The sequence below is a fragment of the Kribbella sp. VKM Ac-2566 genome (assembly GCF_004366005.1).
Taxonomy (GTDB): domain Bacteria; phylum Actinomycetota; class Actinomycetes; order Propionibacteriales; family Kribbellaceae; genus Kribbella; species Kribbella pratensis.
This window is the reverse complement of sequence record NZ_SODT01000011.1, coordinates 247,000-262,377: the sequence shown is the minus strand read 5'-3', so window position 1 is coordinate 262,377 and position 15,378 is coordinate 247,000. Positions and strand designations below refer to the sequence as shown.

Annotated in this window: 19 protein-coding genes and 1 tRNA gene; 4 read left to right on the top strand and 16 right to left on the bottom strand. The window is 63.0% G+C overall.

Annotated elements, in window-relative coordinates; genetic code table 11:
• Positions 1-7: 7 nt before the first annotated feature.
• Positions 8-88: transfer RNA gene (locus tag EV647_RS23955), tRNA-Leu, on the top strand.
• A 92-nt stretch (positions 89-180) separates the two neighbouring features.
• Here EV647_RS23955 and EV647_RS23950 read toward each other — a convergent pair.
• The 12 genes from EV647_RS23950 to EV647_RS23895 form a co-directional block, all read right to left on the bottom strand.
• Positions 181-1,422 (bottom strand): site-specific integrase, encoded by a 1,242-nt coding sequence (locus EV647_RS23950; RefSeq protein ID WP_202876300.1) that lies wholly within the window; start codon positions 1,420-1,422, stop codon positions 181-183.
• 14 nt (positions 1,423-1,436) lie between these two features.
• Complete coding sequence (locus tag EV647_RS23945; protein ID WP_134006501.1) at positions 1,437-1,622, bottom strand: excisionase family DNA-binding protein; 186 nt, start codon at positions 1,620-1,622, stop codon at positions 1,437-1,439.
• 30 nt (positions 1,623-1,652) lie between these two features.
• Positions 1,653-3,248: a replication initiator gene (locus EV647_RS23940; RefSeq protein WP_134006499.1), complete on the bottom strand. Its 1,596-nt coding sequence runs from the start codon at positions 3,246-3,248 to the stop codon at positions 1,653-1,655.
• A 128-nt stretch (positions 3,249-3,376) separates the two neighbouring features.
• Complete coding sequence (locus EV647_RS23935) at positions 3,377-3,664, bottom strand: hypothetical protein (protein WP_134006497.1); 288 nt, start codon at positions 3,662-3,664, stop codon at positions 3,377-3,379.
• Positions 3,665-3,787: 123 nt separating this feature from the next.
• On the bottom strand, positions 3,788-4,768 hold the full coding sequence (locus EV647_RS23930; RefSeq protein WP_134006495.1) for a hypothetical protein: 981 nt from the start codon (positions 4,766-4,768) through the stop codon (positions 3,788-3,790).
• 379 nt (positions 4,769-5,147) lie between these two features.
• Positions 5,148-5,375 (bottom strand): hypothetical protein, encoded by a 228-nt coding sequence (locus EV647_RS23925; RefSeq protein WP_134006493.1) that lies wholly within the window; start codon positions 5,373-5,375, stop codon positions 5,148-5,150.
• The gene (locus EV647_RS23920) at positions 5,372-5,692 is read right to left on the bottom strand and encodes a hypothetical protein (RefSeq protein ID WP_134006491.1); all 321 of its coding nucleotides are present in this window, start codon (positions 5,690-5,692) and stop codon (positions 5,372-5,374) included. The genes EV647_RS23925 and EV647_RS23920 overlap by 4 nt, the downstream gene beginning before the upstream one ends.
• A complete protein-coding gene (locus EV647_RS23915) occupies positions 5,689-5,904 on the bottom strand; it encodes a hypothetical protein (protein WP_134006489.1) in 216 nt (71 codons plus the stop codon). The genes EV647_RS23920 and EV647_RS23915 overlap by 4 nt, the downstream gene beginning before the upstream one ends.
• A complete protein-coding gene (locus EV647_RS23910) occupies positions 5,901-6,686 on the bottom strand; it encodes an FtsK/SpoIIIE domain-containing protein (protein WP_238177361.1) in 786 nt (261 codons plus the stop codon). Before EV647_RS23910 ends, EV647_RS23915 begins: the two co-directional genes overlap by 4 nt.
• 52 nt (positions 6,687-6,738) lie before the next feature.
• Positions 6,739-7,572 carry a hypothetical protein gene (locus EV647_RS23905; protein ID WP_134006485.1) on the bottom strand — a complete coding sequence of 278 codons (834 nt, stop codon included), beginning with the start codon at positions 7,570-7,572 and terminating at the stop codon, positions 6,739-6,741.
• A gap of 138 nt (positions 7,573-7,710) precedes the next feature.
• Positions 7,711-8,001, bottom strand: coding sequence for a hypothetical protein (locus EV647_RS23900; RefSeq protein ID WP_134006483.1), 291 nt, complete (start codon positions 7,999-8,001; stop codon positions 7,711-7,713).
• A 106-nt stretch (positions 8,002-8,107) separates the two neighbouring features.
• The gene (locus EV647_RS23895; protein ID WP_134006481.1) at positions 8,108-8,425 is read right to left on the bottom strand and encodes a hypothetical protein; all 318 of its coding nucleotides are present in this window, start codon (positions 8,423-8,425) and stop codon (positions 8,108-8,110) included.
• A 191-nt stretch (positions 8,426-8,616) separates the two neighbouring features.
• Here EV647_RS23895 and EV647_RS23890 point away from each other — a divergent pair, with 191 nt between their 5' ends.
• Both EV647_RS23890 and EV647_RS23885 read left to right on the top strand, forming a co-directional pair.
• Entirely contained in the window at positions 8,617-9,375 is a 759-nt protein-coding gene (locus tag EV647_RS23890) for a GntR family transcriptional regulator (protein ID WP_134006479.1), read from the top strand.
• A 91-nt stretch (positions 9,376-9,466) separates the two neighbouring features.
• Positions 9,467-10,582: a Shedu anti-phage system protein SduA domain-containing protein gene (locus EV647_RS23885; protein ID WP_166680425.1), complete on the top strand. Its 1,116-nt coding sequence runs from the start codon at positions 9,467-9,469 to the stop codon at positions 10,580-10,582.
• Positions 10,583-11,051: 469 nt separating this feature from the next.
• Here the strand turns inward: EV647_RS23885 and EV647_RS23880 are convergent, their stop codons facing one another.
• A complete protein-coding gene (locus EV647_RS23880) occupies positions 11,052-11,993 on the bottom strand; it encodes a hypothetical protein (RefSeq protein ID WP_134006475.1) in 942 nt (313 codons plus the stop codon).
• 693 nt (positions 11,994-12,686) lie between these two features.
• Positions 12,687-13,280, bottom strand: coding sequence for a TetR/AcrR family transcriptional regulator (locus EV647_RS23875; RefSeq protein ID WP_134006473.1), 594 nt, complete (start codon positions 13,278-13,280; stop codon positions 12,687-12,689).
• A gap of 75 nt (positions 13,281-13,355) precedes the next feature.
• Between EV647_RS23875 and EV647_RS23870 the strand changes: the two genes are divergently transcribed.
• Complete coding sequence (locus tag EV647_RS23870; protein WP_134006471.1) at positions 13,356-13,871, top strand: AAA family ATPase; 516 nt, start codon at positions 13,356-13,358, stop codon at positions 13,869-13,871.
• A 24-nt stretch (positions 13,872-13,895) separates the two neighbouring features.
• Here the strand turns inward: EV647_RS23870 and EV647_RS23865 are convergent, their stop codons facing one another.
• Complete coding sequence (locus EV647_RS23865) at positions 13,896-14,570, bottom strand: J domain-containing protein (RefSeq protein WP_134006469.1); 675 nt, start codon at positions 14,568-14,570, stop codon at positions 13,896-13,898.
• Complete coding sequence (locus EV647_RS23860; protein ID WP_134006467.1) at positions 14,567-15,244, bottom strand: hypothetical protein; 678 nt, start codon at positions 15,242-15,244, stop codon at positions 14,567-14,569. The genes EV647_RS23865 and EV647_RS23860 overlap by 4 nt, the downstream gene beginning before the upstream one ends.
• Between the last annotated feature and the right edge of the window lie 134 nt (positions 15,245-15,378).

The window sequence follows — 15,378 nt, the reverse complement described above, 5'->3', positions numbered from 1 at the left end:
GTCCCGAGCCCGGGTGGCGGAACGGCAGACGCAGCGAGCTTAAACCTCGCGGCCGAAAGGCATACGGGTTCGAATCCCGTCCCGGGCACAACCGGCCCTCACCTGCGGATATCACATAGCGTGATATAAGCAGCGACTTAGGCGAGGGTGCGGCAGTTGCACCGCTAGTTGCAATCGCCGTCAGGACCACAGCGCCTTCCCCATCTTCTCAGCGGCGTCGCGGGTCAGCTTGTCCCGGACATGGGCGTACCGCTTCGTCACGGCCAAGGAGGCATGGCCAAGGATCTCCTGGACGACCCGGATGTCAACGCCTTGTTCCAGCAGCAGAGTGGCGGCTGTGTGTCGAGCGTCATGAGGTCTTGCGTCCCGGATGCCGCTTGACGCGAGCATGGCTTTGAATTCGGCCCAGTCCCGCCGTGGGTTGATTGGTCTCCCCCGCTGGTCCGCAAAGACGAGATCCCAGTCTTCCCAAGAAGTGCCGGCCGCAAGTCGCTCGGCTGCCTGTGCCGCACGGTGGGTACGAAGCTGGTCAACGAGCTCAACAGGAATGGGCACCCAACGCACCTTCTTGCCCTTGGGCTTTCGGAACACCCACTCCCCACCGGTCCGCGCTGGACAGTATCTCGCGTGCTTGTCGCACCCGGCTCGGCATACGTCGCGGTGGCGATTCTTCGTGCACTCTGCTACATCATCGCAGCCGTGCCTGAATCTTGTGCGCTTCAATTGCCATACCTGAACTCGCCCCGCGTCGAGGTCGAGATACTTCCAGCGCATCCCCAATGCTTCCGCCTGGCGTAACCCGAGCGCGAATGCAACGGACCACCGTGCTCCGTTGCGAACATTGGCCGAGTGACGAAGGATCGTCTTTGCCTCCAGCTCCTCCAGTGCATCAAAATCCGAATCATCGTGACTCGGCGAGTCAACGAGATCTGCAACATTCCTCCCGACCAGATTTCGCCGCATGGCCATTTTCAGCATCCGCTTAATGATCTGGTGGACCATCAGAACGGATTTCTCGGACAACCCGTCACGCGCAACTTCGAGGTACAACGCGTCCAGATGCTCCGGGCCAAGCCTCTCCAGCTTTTGATGCCCAATGCGTGGAAGTATCCAGTTGACCAAGCGCGGCCGGTACACAGACTCGATTGTCGACTCACTGGCCGTACGTGGCGCAACCTCCGTCAACCAGATGACAGCCCACTGTCCGACCGTCATCTTCTTGCGAGAAGCCTTGCTCACTTGACCGGCGTCGCGTTTACGTTCGAGGTCCCGGACCTTTTCAGTAACCTCCGCCTGAGTCTTCGCCATGCGATGCCTACGATCGGGCTTGCCGTTCGCTTTTACGCCGACGGTCACCCAACCGTGCCAGTATCCGTCCGTGCCTTCGTAAATCGATGATCGCTGATTCGCGGACTTGGCCATGTCTTCACCTCTTTTCAGGCCGCGTCTTGCGGCAACTTGTAGGCAAACTCTCGAAGCGCATCAATCGAGATTCGACGAGAGCGACCGATCAACACCGACTCAACTTCTCCGCTAGCGATCAATGCGAACATGCGCGTTCGACCGATCCGCAACGCTTTTGCGGCCTCTTCAACGGTCATGAAAATCTGCAGGTCAGTCATTGTTTCCTCCTCTCGCTTGACAGTTACGTGTCAGTCGTTGTCCTCGGCAAACAGTTCCTTGATCAGTCGTCGGTGCTCGCGGGCCTTGGCGGCGGCGGTGTTGGCGAGAAGTGCGTCACCGGTGGTCTTCCAACCAGTGCCTGCGTAGGTGAAGTTGCCGACGATGAGTGTGGTTTCGGTGTCGTCGGTGTGGTCTTGGGTGCGGTGGTGGTCGCGTCGCCAGTTCGCCCGAGCCTCACGGAGTGCTTTGAGGGTGGTGGAGTATTGGCGGGATTTGGTGGAGAAGTGGCCGCCGAAGCCGAGCATGTGTGCCCACCGTTGGAGTCGTCGGTAGGAGAGCCGTCCGGAGTTCTTGGCTGCTTCGGTTTCGTCCAGGTCGGAGCCGGGGCGTCCGAGTCTCCAGCAGGCGTCGACCAATCGGCCGGCATGGCTGTGGTGGTTGGCGTACCGGTTGACGGTCGCGGCGGTGAGGCGTGCCGATGAGTGACCTGTGGCTTCGGCGCCCTTGGTGGCGTACTTGGCGAGATATCCGGCGACGGCGGTGTCGGTGATCGCGCCGTCAACTGCTTGCCGTACCGGGCGTACGTCGAGTTGGGTTCCCCACGCGATGAGCCAGCCCTCGGGATTGTCGGGGTGAGGCAGGGACCGGAACCGGGTAGTGACGGCGGCGCGGCGGACCGCGTCAGCGAGCATCGTGAATGTCGCAGCGCACGCCGGTGGCTCGATAACAGCGGGGTCGAGCGGGTTGACACCGTCGAGCCGCATGAGGGCGTGGAAGTGCGCTACTCCCCTGGCCTGCATTTCGGCGACCTTGCCGTAGGAGAGCTTGACGGCCGCGCCGTGCTTCTTAGCTTCGATCCGCAGGATCTCCTTGGTGCGGTCCATCGTGCGTCGCCACAGCTCACCCGAGAGAGCGTTCCAGACGACCTGGTGGTCATGGTCGTAGCAATCCAGGCACAGAGGTGTGCCGAGGATCTTCTCGCCGTCGCGGTGGGTCTGGTGACAGCGCAGGTCAACCCCGTGGGGGCAAAGCTCGGGTTCGCGGCGCGGTCGGCAGGGCCGGTTGCGGACCTGGCCGTCTCGAGTACGGATGGAGCGGGTGCCGTGCACGGGTCCGAAGGTGGGGGCGGTGAAGGTGACGAACGCGGACGGGTGCTGAGCGACCGTGGCGGGGATACCTTTGCCGCCTGTCAGACCGGCCAGGACGAGCTGGTAGGTGTCTCCTCGGTAGATCTCCGCACAGGCGGGGCACACAGCGGCACGCCGGTTCCCGCAGGCTTTGTAGATGACCTGTCCGGGCATGTCGTCGGTGTGCCGGGTGGACACGATGCGTCCGGTGCGTTCGGAGACGACGTGGGACTCGCCGCGTAGCCGGATGGGGGCGACGCAGCCGCCTGCGGAGGCGGTGTGGTCGATCCAGGCGGTGTAGTCCGCGGTTTGCGCGGCCCGCTGGAGTGCGTGTTCTACCGCGTTGGTCGGGGTGTTGCTGTTGTCGGCTCCGGGGATGAACTTCCGGCCTGCCTTGGGTTCGTGGACTGCGACGATCTCGATGCCGCCGAGGAGCCCATTGAGGACGTCGATGGCGCTGGCAGTGCCGTCGTTCGTGGTGTTCTGTGCGCTTGTCATGCTGGGGCCTCCTCTCGTGCTCTGGCGGGGTGGACCGGAAATCTTGTAGGCCGGCCAGCTGGTTTCGGGGGTGCTGACGGGGGTTGGGGCGGGAAAATCTGCGGTTGGTAGGTGTTGACGGTTACGTGTCAGGCGGCGGTCGGATCGGTGATCGTGGCGGTGATCGGGCGGGTGGGGTCGAGGGTGGGGACGCCGAAGAGCTGGTATCCGCAACCGGGGCAGTAGCGGCCCTCGGTCTGTCCGTCGACAGCGATGACGGTGTAGTCGTCGCCGGGTTCGAGAACGGTAGGGCACCAGTCGTGCCCGTCGAGATGCTCGTTGGCGACCCAGTCGCACAGGAAGGTGCTATCGGCAACGGCGCGGTAGACGGTGACTTCGGCGAAGGCGTTGATGTACTCGCTGTGCATGGTGGTCATCGTTGGTGCCCTTCCTTTGCTGGTCGGTCGTGGTCTGTTGGTGATTCGGTGTTCGCCCTCGTCTCCGGGACCCCGTGGATTCCGGAGGCGAGAGCCAGCAACGAGCCCTGAGATTGCTCGGTCCTACTCGTCGGGTTCGAAGGTGGATTCGCAGATGCCGCAGGTGATCTCGCCTTCTTCGAGGACTGCTTTGGCGACGCGGATACGTCGTGGGCATTGGCATGCGCAGGCGATGGCGTTGTTGTTGTTCTTCTTGGCCTGTCCCCCGGTCATTTCGGGGTGGCGGTAGGCGATGAGCGCCTTCTTCAGTTCGGTCAGGACGCTCTTGTAGGTGGTCGCGGTTTCCGTGCGCAGGGTGCAGGGTGACCAGCCGATGCGGGGGTCTTTGGTGGTGTCGAGTCCGAGCTCGCTGGCGAGTGCGGCGAACTTCTGGTTGTGCCAGCGGCCTTGGCGGCTGGTGTCTTTGATCTCGCGGACGTTGGCGAGAGCGTGTGCGGCTTCGTGGAGGAGGGTGGTGAAGACCTCTTCGACGGGTCGTTTGAGTCCTTCGCCGGAGATGAGGACTTCGGCCAGGGCTTGTTCGCCGTGCTGCCAGCGAGCGGCTGCGAAGTGACCGTACTTGGCTTGTTTGCTGGCAGTGCCGGAGCCGACGATGATGACGACGGCAGGGACTTCGGTGTGGTTGGTGCGGATCGCGGTCCAGGCGGTTTCGAGTGCGGAGACGAGTTCCGCGGTGGTGTATTCGTCTTGACGCTTACGTGTCAGTCGCGCTTTGGGTGACCCGGTCCGGGTCTTCGATGCGGTGGCCTTCTTGGCTCGTTTGATGGTGACCGAGACGGCCGGGTGACTGCCGCCGGTGGACAGCTCTTTGAGTTTGTTGCGTACGGCAATCAGTGATGTGTAGCCGTGGACACGTCCGCCTTGAGTGGCGCGGACCTGGTCCATGTGGGTCTGTACCGCCTTGTGGGCGGCGGTGGGTGTGCCGTTGTAGACGGCGGTGGTTCTGGTGACTGTCCAGCCGGTGATGCCGGACAGGGCATCGGTGTTGTGGTTGGTCAGTCCGGTGAGCTTGGTGGTGGTTGCGGGCTTCGCGGCGGCAGCCACCGGAGCAGGTGCCGGTTTGGCCGGCATATCGATGAGGTCGAGTTGGCCAGGGACCTGGACGACAGGTGCGAGGTCGGTGGTGGTTACCATTGCTCTCCCCTTTCGTGTGCTTGGGTTTTGGCGCAGATCAGGTGACAGGGGCGGCCGGTGTAGGGGTCGCGCATGAAGGCGTTGTGTCCGCAGATGTCGCAGGGCCACGGGTCGCCGACTGTCGTGTGTGCCCAGTCCTCGGCTCGCTCGGAGCGGTGGGTCTTCTTGGACGGGGCCTTCTTCTTGACCGGCTCGGGTGCCGGTGCAGTGGCTGTTGGGGCGAGGTCTGTCGTGATGGCCTGCTGGCCTTGACATTTACGTGTCACGCGGCGTTTGGACGCCGTGCGCGTCATTTGCTTCCGTCCCAGACCGAGAGCGTTCCGTCGACCTGCATCTTGAGGTCGTAGATGTCGTTCGCGACAACGGCGACGTAGTACTGGTACTCCTCGTCGTCGGGGTCAAGTTCGCGACTGTGCCGCTCGTGGGCAGCCACGTCGTCTTGCAAGGCTCGGAGAGCGTTGCTGATCAGTCGGTGGTGGTTGCGGACGAGTTCTTCGAGGGATCGGATTCGGCTCATGGCTGGTCCTCCGTCCACTCGGTGGGGATGTAGACCTCGTCTTGGTTGCGGGACATGTCCTCGGCGATGTGTTCGACCTGGTGATCTTCGAGGAGTTGCCGGGCTTCGTAGAGCGCGTCGATCAGTTGACTGATCGCGGTGACGGAGCCAGTGATGAGTTCGATCTCAATGGGCGTTCCGCCGAGGTCGATCGCGACGAGCGGTGTTTCGCCGTTGCAGGCAAGGTTGATTCCGGCAACGGAGTTGTCGGTGAAGTCGTAGCCGACGATGATGCGGTCTTCGCGTTCGCCGCCGTTGGCGTCGTAGTAGAGGGTCATGACGCCGTCACCTCCTGCCGGGTGACATAGGCGCGTTGCCATGAACCGTTGTGAGCCCAGCCTGTGCGGCCTGCTGACCAGCACACACCGCAGCGGTGGGGTTGGGTGGGTGAGTAGGCGAAGGCTCCGCAGTCGTGGAGCCAGCCGGTGTTGCCGTCGTTGTCGCGGACTCTGGTGAAGGCGTCGGCGGGGACGGGTTTGATGGTGATCATGCGGCCCTCCTTAGGTGGGCGGCGCGGCGGACGATCTGCCGGTGGTGTTGGTCGTTCAGGAACGCGCCTTTGAGTCGGCGAGGGACGCCGCCTTCGGCGCGGAGGAGTCCGACACCAAGGGCTTCGGGTTCGATGTCCACGGCGGTGTGGCCTTGGGAGGCCCAGCCGGTGCCGAGGATGATGTCGCTGCTGGAGTCGGTGGCGCAGCGGAACGCGAGCCGGTAGCCGAACAGGTCCCGCAGTGAGGTCGGGACGATGTCAGCGGACGGGCGCTGTGTAGATGCGACGGTGATGATGCCCGCGGCGCGGCCACGGGCGACGATGTCACGTACGAGGGTGCGGAACTCTTCTTGCTGTTCCTTGGTGCCTACGGTGACGGTGAAGTACGCCAGCTCATCGATGCACAGGAGCTTGGCGCGGAAGCCGTCGCCAGCGACGATCTTCTTGCGGCCGGTGCGGGCCAGGTGCAGGTAGCGCTCGTCCAGATCCTTCTGGAGTTCACGCAGGATCCGTAGAGCTTTGGTCATGTCGTTGCCGACGAACTCTTTTGCCACCGGTGCGTACGGCAGCAGTTCAACGATCTTGCCGTCGATCAGGACGAGATCCACGTCCGTGCAGAGCGCGGCATGGGCCACGATGTTGCCTTGGGCTACGGACTTTCCGGCGCCGGGTTCGCCGCCAATGAGGATGTTGCGGTACATCAACGTCACGTAGACGGCTTTGCCGCGTGTGTCGAGACCCAGGTAGACCGGGTCGTAGATGGAGAGCGCACCGTTCGGCACGCGGGGGGTGACCCCCGGCTTGCGCCGGGGGAACACCGTCTTGGGTTTGAAGCTAGACATAGTCGGACACGTCTTCTCCGTTTGCGCCCAAGATCACTGCCTGGTTGTCGTTCACGGCGGCGGTGGTCTTGGTCTTGGAAGTTCGAGTGCGCGTCTCACCACTGCCGGTTTTGGCCGGCCTTTCGTTGGTGGACTCGTCTGGGACGTCGTCAGGCGTGAGGAACGCCAGGACTGCGTCGTCGGCGACTGCCGCTTCGGGCATATCGCTGGTGTCGTTGAGCAGAGGTGAGGTGATGTGTGTCTTCGACAGCGGGTCGCGGCGGTTGATCTCGATACGCACGACAGCGGCGTTGCGCTTGGAGCGGGCGATGACTGCTGAGCGTGCCCAACAGGCCGACGCGATGGTTTCGGCTTTGTTGTCGAGGTCTTCCATCGACAAGCCGGGACGCATCCACAGCCAGACGATCTGGCCGGTCTTGGTGGACAGGCATCCGAAGATGAACGGCAGGTTCCCTGAGTAGTTCAGGGTCCGCATCTCGACCAGGCAGGCGCGGAGCCGGTGCCGGGTGATGACACACCAAATCCGGTTCAGGACGAACCTGCGTGCCGGGTTGTCGGTGATGATCCATCCGCAAAGGACGATGATCAGCAAGGCGTTGAGCCACAGCGGGTTCGACTGGAAGTAGCTGGTGATCGCCGCGCCGTGGGCGATGGTGATGTAGGCGATGCTGGCCAGGACGAGCAGCTCCCAGCGCCAGCGCCAAACCGCGAGCAGAACCTTGACCGGCATCGATTGCGACGGCCGGATGATCGTTTCGATGGTTCCGGTGGCGGTACGTCCGCGTCCTGCTCGACGTGTCGAGCGCGTGCGGGTAGATTTGGGCATGACAAGACCTCCCGATCAGGGGGTTGAGTCAGGAAAGACACCAAGCCAGGACGGTTTCTCAGGCCTGTGACCCGGCTTGGCGTCTCGTTTCCAGGGAGCGGCCCTTTCGAGGGCCGTTCTTGGTTTCCAGCGGTTGTTCTAGTGGTTGTTCAGCGGTGTTGACACGTAGGCGTCAACCGCGGTGGCTTCAGGCGAAGCCGACTTCCACACCAGCAGCGCGTAGTCGCGTGCGGCGTACAGATCACGACGCCGGTTCTCGGCCTCGCGGTACATCTCCAGCAGTTGCCAGAACGCGTCAGACGCGTACACGGCATGCACCTCGCGGTGGTCGGTCACGACCGGCTCGGCGACCTCCAGGCCGCGGACGAGGGCGGTTTCGAGGTACGTCAGTACCATCTCGATCTCGATGATTTCGTTGCACTTGGCCACATACTCGGACCGTGCTTGATTCGCTGTGACGGTTCGATCTTCCATCGGTTGCGACATGACTACCCCTTAGCTGAGCAGTGCACGAATCACGGGGACGAGTGGAGAACTACTTCGCAGAACCCGACGCAGCGTTGAGGCTCTTGGCCTTGTACGCGACACCGTTCCGCCCGCTGGTGGCCCACGGCATGGCCTCCAGCTCGACCGGTACGACGACGGAGCCAACGGCGACCTTCGGCATGGCATTGCCCGCCAGAGTCACGTTGATCACCTCGCCGCCCGTCTCGTCGAGCGCCATCACCTGAACCGACCAGAGCAGCTCGTTGGTGTTCCGGTCAGCCTTCTGCCGGCCGTTCTGGTCCTTCTTCTCCTCCACACCCTTGGTGACCGTGAACGTCTTGCCCGTGGTGTCGATCTGCAGCTTCATCAGGAATCGCCCTTCCTAGGCGTCTGAGTGGGCACCTCTCGTGATGCTCACCTCTACTGTCTGCAACACATTATAATGAGTAGTACAAGCTGTCAACATGCCTCGATCTCGACACGCAGACCCTCACTCCACTGCGCACAGCAGGGTGATGGGAGACTTGTCCTAATGAGTAGGAGAGGGGAGTTGCGGCTATGACCGGCTTTACGGGTCGTCCTGCCTACCTGCAGATCGCAGACGACATCCGCAGCCAGATCCTCGAGGGCACTCTCCAGGCTGGAGACCAACTGCCGAGCGAGCCAGGTTTCATGGCCGACTACGGCGTCTCTCGAATTGTGGTCCGGCAAGCACTAGATGTACTGCGTTCTGAAGGTCTGATCGTCAAGCAGCAAGGGAGGGGGTCGTTCGTCCGGGCGCTCCAGCCTCCGAAGCGTCGAGTGTTAGGCAGCCTCTACTCTGAGCGCCCAACATCGTCGCCCTTCGCGGCTGCTGCGTCGGCCGGCGGACAGATCCCAGAGTGGGACTACCAGAGCCGTCGAACCACTGCGTCCAAGGCCATCGCTGATCGACTCAATATCGAGCAAGGCGATCCTCTGATGCGGACGAGCTACCGCTTCACGGCTGACGGCGAACCGGTGATGCTCTCCACGTCTTTCGAGCCGCTTGCGCTCACCGGAGGTACACCAATCGAGAACCCCGAAGGTGGCTCGATCACGGGCGTAATACCCAGGATGGACAGCATCGGGATCCACATAACGCACGTTGGTGAGGACGTGACCGGTCGTGCAGCGCGCCCATATGAGGCCGAAACGCTCGTCGTGCCAGCGGGGGTCCCTGTACTCGTCATTGAGCGTACCTACTACGAACGTGACCGCCCGGTGGAGACCGCAGACATCGTCGTCTCATCGGAGCGATACGTCTTGTCGTATCGCTTGCCTATTCCGGGCAGGTAGATCCCAGCGGAAACCATGCGGCGTCGAGTGGCAAATCACCGTAAGTGATGCGAGGCTAACCTTAAGCGGCATCTGTGGGGGAGGCGTGCGCATGAGCGACCGTGATGAGTTCAAGGTTTGGGTATCGCAAGAGCCGGTCGGGCCAGGGCAGATGGGAGGCCAAGGCGCGACCATCAAGGTCGGGGTTCAGGTGTGCAAGACCGTTCGCCTCTTCAATTATGGCGACAGATCGACTGGGGTGATCAGCCGCCAGGAGTTGCGGTTCTCCACCTACCGCAAGCGTCGGAACGAGCCTGGCTACGATTTCGATAATCCAGAATCCACATGGGTCTGCGAGAACGACGAGATACCGAAGCTGATCGGATTTCTGTCGTCTCAGATCTCCAAGGCAGGCCGCTACCGGGTTATCGACTCCCAGGATGCCTCAGCCGCATTGATTGATCTCTTTAGCGATTCGATCGATGTAGATCAGCTCGCAACCGCCTTGCGGACGCACAGCGACTTGCCTTCGGTGTTGGAATTGCTCGCGAGTACAGACGAGGGTCGCGCTGCGTCAGAGATAGCCGTCCTTGCCCGCAGGAGGAAGTTGGTCGCAGAACTGCAGGCGGCAGCGTTGTCGAACGAATCCACAGAGACATCGATGCAGAAGCTTATCGGAGAAGCCTATTGGCTCTTCGGCGGTCGCTATTCCGGCATTGCCGATCGTCGCAACCTGACCGCTCTCGATCAACACGACATTCCGCTGCTGGGAGCGGATGGAACCCTTCACGTCGTAGAGCTCAAAGGGCCGGTAATCCCGAAGCTGATCAAGAGACATCGGAATCACTGGATTGTTGGCACGGATGTCCACGAGGCCACGGCCCAAGCGATGAACTATCTGCGCAGCCTGGATGAGCAGGGTATGGGGCTATCGAAGATCTACGAGAGCGATCTGGGCGAGCAGTATGACTTCCGACGCGTCTTCGCAACGGTAGTGATCGGCCATCCAGCCCACGCGCAAGGAGTGTCGGAGCAGCTTGTGGACCAAACCATCCGCTCCTACAACGCTCACCTCTCGCGAATTGAAGTCGTAACGTACAAGAACCTCTTCGACGCCGCCGAGAAGGCTCTAGAGTTCGAACAGAGCACCCATGAGCTTGATGAGCCACCGCTTGAGGACGTCGACACTAGCTGGACTCCCGGTTCCCTTGAGGCACCGCCGTTCTAGCGTCCAGTCAGTTGATCACCCGATCTCTCCTGACAAGTTTCTCTACGTCTTCAAGACGGGCCCCTCCAGGGCCCGAAAGCGCGCCGCCACCACAGGGCGGGCCGCCTGCCCGCCGCTCCGCTTCGCTGCGCTCTGGGCGCGTCCCTTGGCTTGGCGCGCACGTGCCAACAGGGTGCCGGGCCGAAGACAGCAGAACTCGCCGTCAACGCTCGACACCCTGCCGGTTCACCACTCGGCCGGAAAGGCCGGCCACTCACCTCGCCCGCTGTCCATGCCCATTGGCTTGGGGTCCCGCATCGCCCCGCTAGCAATCATGGAAGGGACGGCCCGGCACGGCACGCGTCAAGGGCGCCTACGGCGTCGCAAGCGATCGAGCAAGCTCGACCCTTGACCCGCACCGCACCGAACCTAAGGTCGGCAGCTATCGGGGCGATGCGGGAGGGCTGGCCGCGCTCCTGACACGTAACCATCAGCCCGCCTCGAAGAGCGCATTAAGACTCTCTTCGGCTCTAGCCACAGCCTTGCGGAGGCCCGATTTTTCCAGCACCAGACTTCGGCGCTTTTCTGCGTCATCCTTCGGCGTTAGGGCCAGGTCGACTTCGACCTTTCGGAGACGTTCATGACTCTGCGTTAAGGTCTGAAGCGCTTCGGCCCGCAAGTCTCTATTGTGCTTTGATTTCAACGCACGGACTTCATGTTGCCGCTCAGTGTCACGCTTCGATTCCTCTACTGTAACCCGATCTACAATGATCGGGTGCTCAATCACTCCGGAAAGTATCGACTGCGTCAGTACCTCAGTCGCCAAGGAGTTCTTTCCCTGCCCTTGAGCTACTAAAATAGCAACGACGAGGAGAGCGACCAGTGCAAACAGAATACTTGTCCACCAGTTAGCACCCGACTGGAGAATTACGGCGAGACTGACTGCGAACAGTGGCGGGGCGATGTTTATTCGAAAAACTGCCTCAGATTCCAGTCGATCGTACTCGCCGTACATTTCCTGATTCGCAACAAGGAGGCGGGCCCGTAGATCCTCTACCGGAAACAATGAGTCCGTCATCGCCGCGAAGCCTGAAACGTCGATGCCTTTGATCTCCAAAGTGTCGACAATGAATTGGAACAACTTTCCTTCGGGATCAAGGTCTTGCTTCCCGGTTGCTCTCATCCATAGCCTAGAGAATGAGTTAGATCGCACCGTAACGATTGACCCCAGGAGGAATGCGATAAATGAAATCGCCGCGACAAAGGTCCCTTGCCCGAAGAACCGATACAAATCCCAGGCGCGTCCGCCAAGCGCATTGCGATCAAGTGGCAACTGCCTTCCAAGCGCCAGCCAAAGGAACAGCAACCAGAGATATCCGACAGCTAGAGGAGTGCGGACGTCCCGTAGCCCAGGCAGCAAGCTCGCCAACATAAGCCCATCCCTTCCGATGCCCGCGCTGTACTTCCGTCGAGCACACCGCCACGACCAAGAGTGTGCCAGCAGATCCAGCGCGACCAACGGCGCAGACGACGACGTGAGGCGCGAACGGGGCGAGTGACTCCCATCCCAGCCGACGCGGCGGACCACCTCTTTGACCACCGTTTTGCGTGCGAAAACGCCACGAGATGACGGCAACCGGCGCCGAGATTGACACGTACGTGTCACTGACGGGCTGTGGATAACTCGCGCCGACCGGTCACCAACGGTGACAGATTCATCTTCAGGTCCGGCGAGGCCACCAACCCAGACCCTGGCCCAAGCCACAGCGAGCAACGGGAGCAGAGGCGTCGGCAGGCCACCGGACCGCCTCATCCAGTTGCACCAGTAGTTGCAGTTCAGACCCGTACGCGATCGTTCGGGAACATCCATCAGACAAGCGCTGAGCATGGCGCGAACGACGATGAACCCCCACGTACGGACGACGCTCAAACTTAAACCTCGCGGCCCTAACAGGCATACGGGTTCGAATCCCGTCCCGGGCACACCTGATCGAGCCCACGCGTCCTGCGCGGGAACCGATGGACGCGGGTATCCAGGTGCATTTCGGCGAACCTCGTGGAGGATGAAGCCGAGTTCCTGGGCGGGTTTGGTGAACCGGAGCAATCTCCCCGCTCCCGTGGGAGGTCAGCCGGTCAGGCTGATTACCAGGTGGTTGATGACTTTTGCGGCCGCGGCCGGGTCGTCTGCCAGGTCGCCCAGGGCGTCGTACGTGGGGAAGGAGGTCACCGCGACGACTCCGTCGAGCAGGGTTGGGCGGTCGAACGGCTTGATGGTCGGCGCCTCCTCGACCAGCCTGTCGATGAGGCGCTGCCACTGGTTGCGCCGCCACTGCTCGCGTTCCGCAAGCATCCCCGCGACTTCCCGATCGATGGCAGCCAGGCCGAAGAGCGGGCGAAGCACGTCGCGCTCGACGTGCCAGAAGCGACAGGTCTGTTCGACGATCGCCAGGCGGGCCGCCGCGGCGTCCAGCTCGCTGGTGTTGGTGAGCAGCTGGTCCATGCCGGCGCGTTCGCTGAGTTCGGTCAGTACCGCGTCCAGGAGTCCGTACTTCGACTGCATCTGGTTGTAGACCGTCACCCGGGTCACGCCGGCGCTGGTGGCCACAGCCTCCAAGGTGAAGTTCCGCCACTCGCGCGTCGCCAGCAGTTCGCGACCGGCCTCGATGATTGCGTGCCGGGTGGCGGCAGTCGATGCCGCCCGCCTGCCGTCAGTCTTCATGCGGATCCCCTTCGCTTGACACGCTGTAAAGTGAGTCGGTATACATGCTGTCAACCGAAACCTTAGGCGGTCATCATGCGCAAGGGAACACTGATCGAGTTCGGCGGCCTCCCCGGAACCGGTAAGTCGACGCTGGCCAGGCACCTGGCCGATCGCACCGACGCGATCTGGCTTCGCATCGACGAGATCGAGGGCGCCATGCGCCGCAACGGTCTGACGGCCGAACAGACCGGCATCACGGCATACAGCGTGGCCCACGACATCGCGGGCGGTCACCTACGCCGGGGGCTGACCGTGATCGCCGATGCGGTGAATCCGGTCCCCGAGGCCCGCGACGGCTGGCACCACCTCGCCGATGCCAGCGATGCCCGGCATGTGGTGATCGAGACGGCTTGTCCCGATACCGAGGAACACCGTCGGCGTGTGCTCAGCCGGGTGAGCGACCTGCCCGGGTGGACATATCCGGACTGGGAGCAGGTGGAGCAATCAGCCGGCGACTACCAGCCGCGCACCGACGTCCGCCTCGTGGTGGACACCACCCGGCCGATCGAGGACTGCCACCGTGAGATTGCGGCGTACCTCGCGCGCTGAGCCAAGAGCTCGTTGCATCTCCGGTCAGGTGCCGCGTAGTAGGCCGCCGAAGATCGAGAAGCCGAGAAGGCCGACGTTGATCAGGATTGCGAGCCAGGCGAGGGGTCTGCCGGGGCGGTTGTTGCGGAGGACTGAGATTGCCAGGTAGATCGAGATCGGCGAGCAGATGAACGCGGTGAGCAGCGCGCCGACTGCCTGCCCGCTCACGCCGCCGCGACGCTGGGTGGGGTACGTCGGAGCCGTGTAGGAATCGCCGTACGGCGGGGTGGTGTACGAATCGCGGTGGGGCGGGTCGGCGTACGGCGACTCGGTGTACGGATCCCGATATGCCTGCTCGTACGTGTCCTGGCGCGGCGGGGTGCTGGTGGGGCCGGGACCGGATGCCCAGTCGAAGGGGTCGGCGCTGGGCTCGTCGGGTTCGGGCTCGGTGGGGCGCGTCGGGCGGACGAAGTCCTGGGGGCGCTCCTTGCGCTGCAGCAGGAGCGCGTAGTCGGCGCGCCGGGTCGGGTCGGTCAGGATCTCGTAGGCGCGGTTCAGCTTGACCTGTTGCGTGGAGTCGCCGCCGACGTCGGTGTGGTGGCTGCGGGACAGGCGGCGATAGCTGCGCTTGATCTCCTCGGCGCCGGCCGACCGTGTAACCCCGAGCAGCTTCCAGGGATCGGCTCCGTCGAGGTCCCGGAAGTCCCGGCTCGAGCTCATCGAGCGACGTCCGCCTGGTAGCAGGTCAGGCGCCAGGAGGCGTGCTGCGGATCGACACCGTTGGGCAGCGTGCGGTGCCCGGTTGCGAACGTGACTGTCTTGTCGCCCGCGAGGTAGCACCACAGGTCGAGCTCTTCGTCGTTCCCGTAGTAGTAGAACCGGTAGTGCGTGATGGCCTGTGCACCGAGGAACGGTGTCTGCAGGCGCTGCTGCGCCTCCAGCGGCAGGTTGCCCAGGACGCCGCGCATCTCCTGCGTGAGGTTCAGTTGCGGCGGGACCGACTGCTGGGACTGCTCGTCCTTGCCACGCGAGACGAGCGAACGCAGACCACCGCGCGGCTTCGTGGCCTGCTGCAGTACGACGGCGTGCTTGATGCTCGCCGGCACGAACGGATCGAGCCGCACACTCTGCGTCCGCTGACCCTGGTTGTTGACCCGTGGCGTCGTCACAGCGAGCCCGTTCGGCCCGAGTACGACGGCGTACGGCCGGTCGCGCTCGCGCTCGTGGAGGTCGGCCCACCACTCGATCGCCGGTCCGACCTTGCGCTCGACGTATGCCTTCACGTCGTCGTGGAGCTCGCCCCACCAGTGGAACCGGTCCGGGCTGGAAACGAACCCCAGCGGTGCGGCCTCGTGCGCGGCAGGCATCGACGGCGCGGCCGGTGCGCGCTCCACGCCACCACTTGCGGGCCGTTGCGCGGCCGGGCGCCCCCGAGATTGCTCGGGCAGGTTGTCACGAGCCATTGGGGCGGCGGCAGCGTGGGGCGGCGGCATGCATAGTGGGCAGCTTCCAATACCTCGCGCGTCCA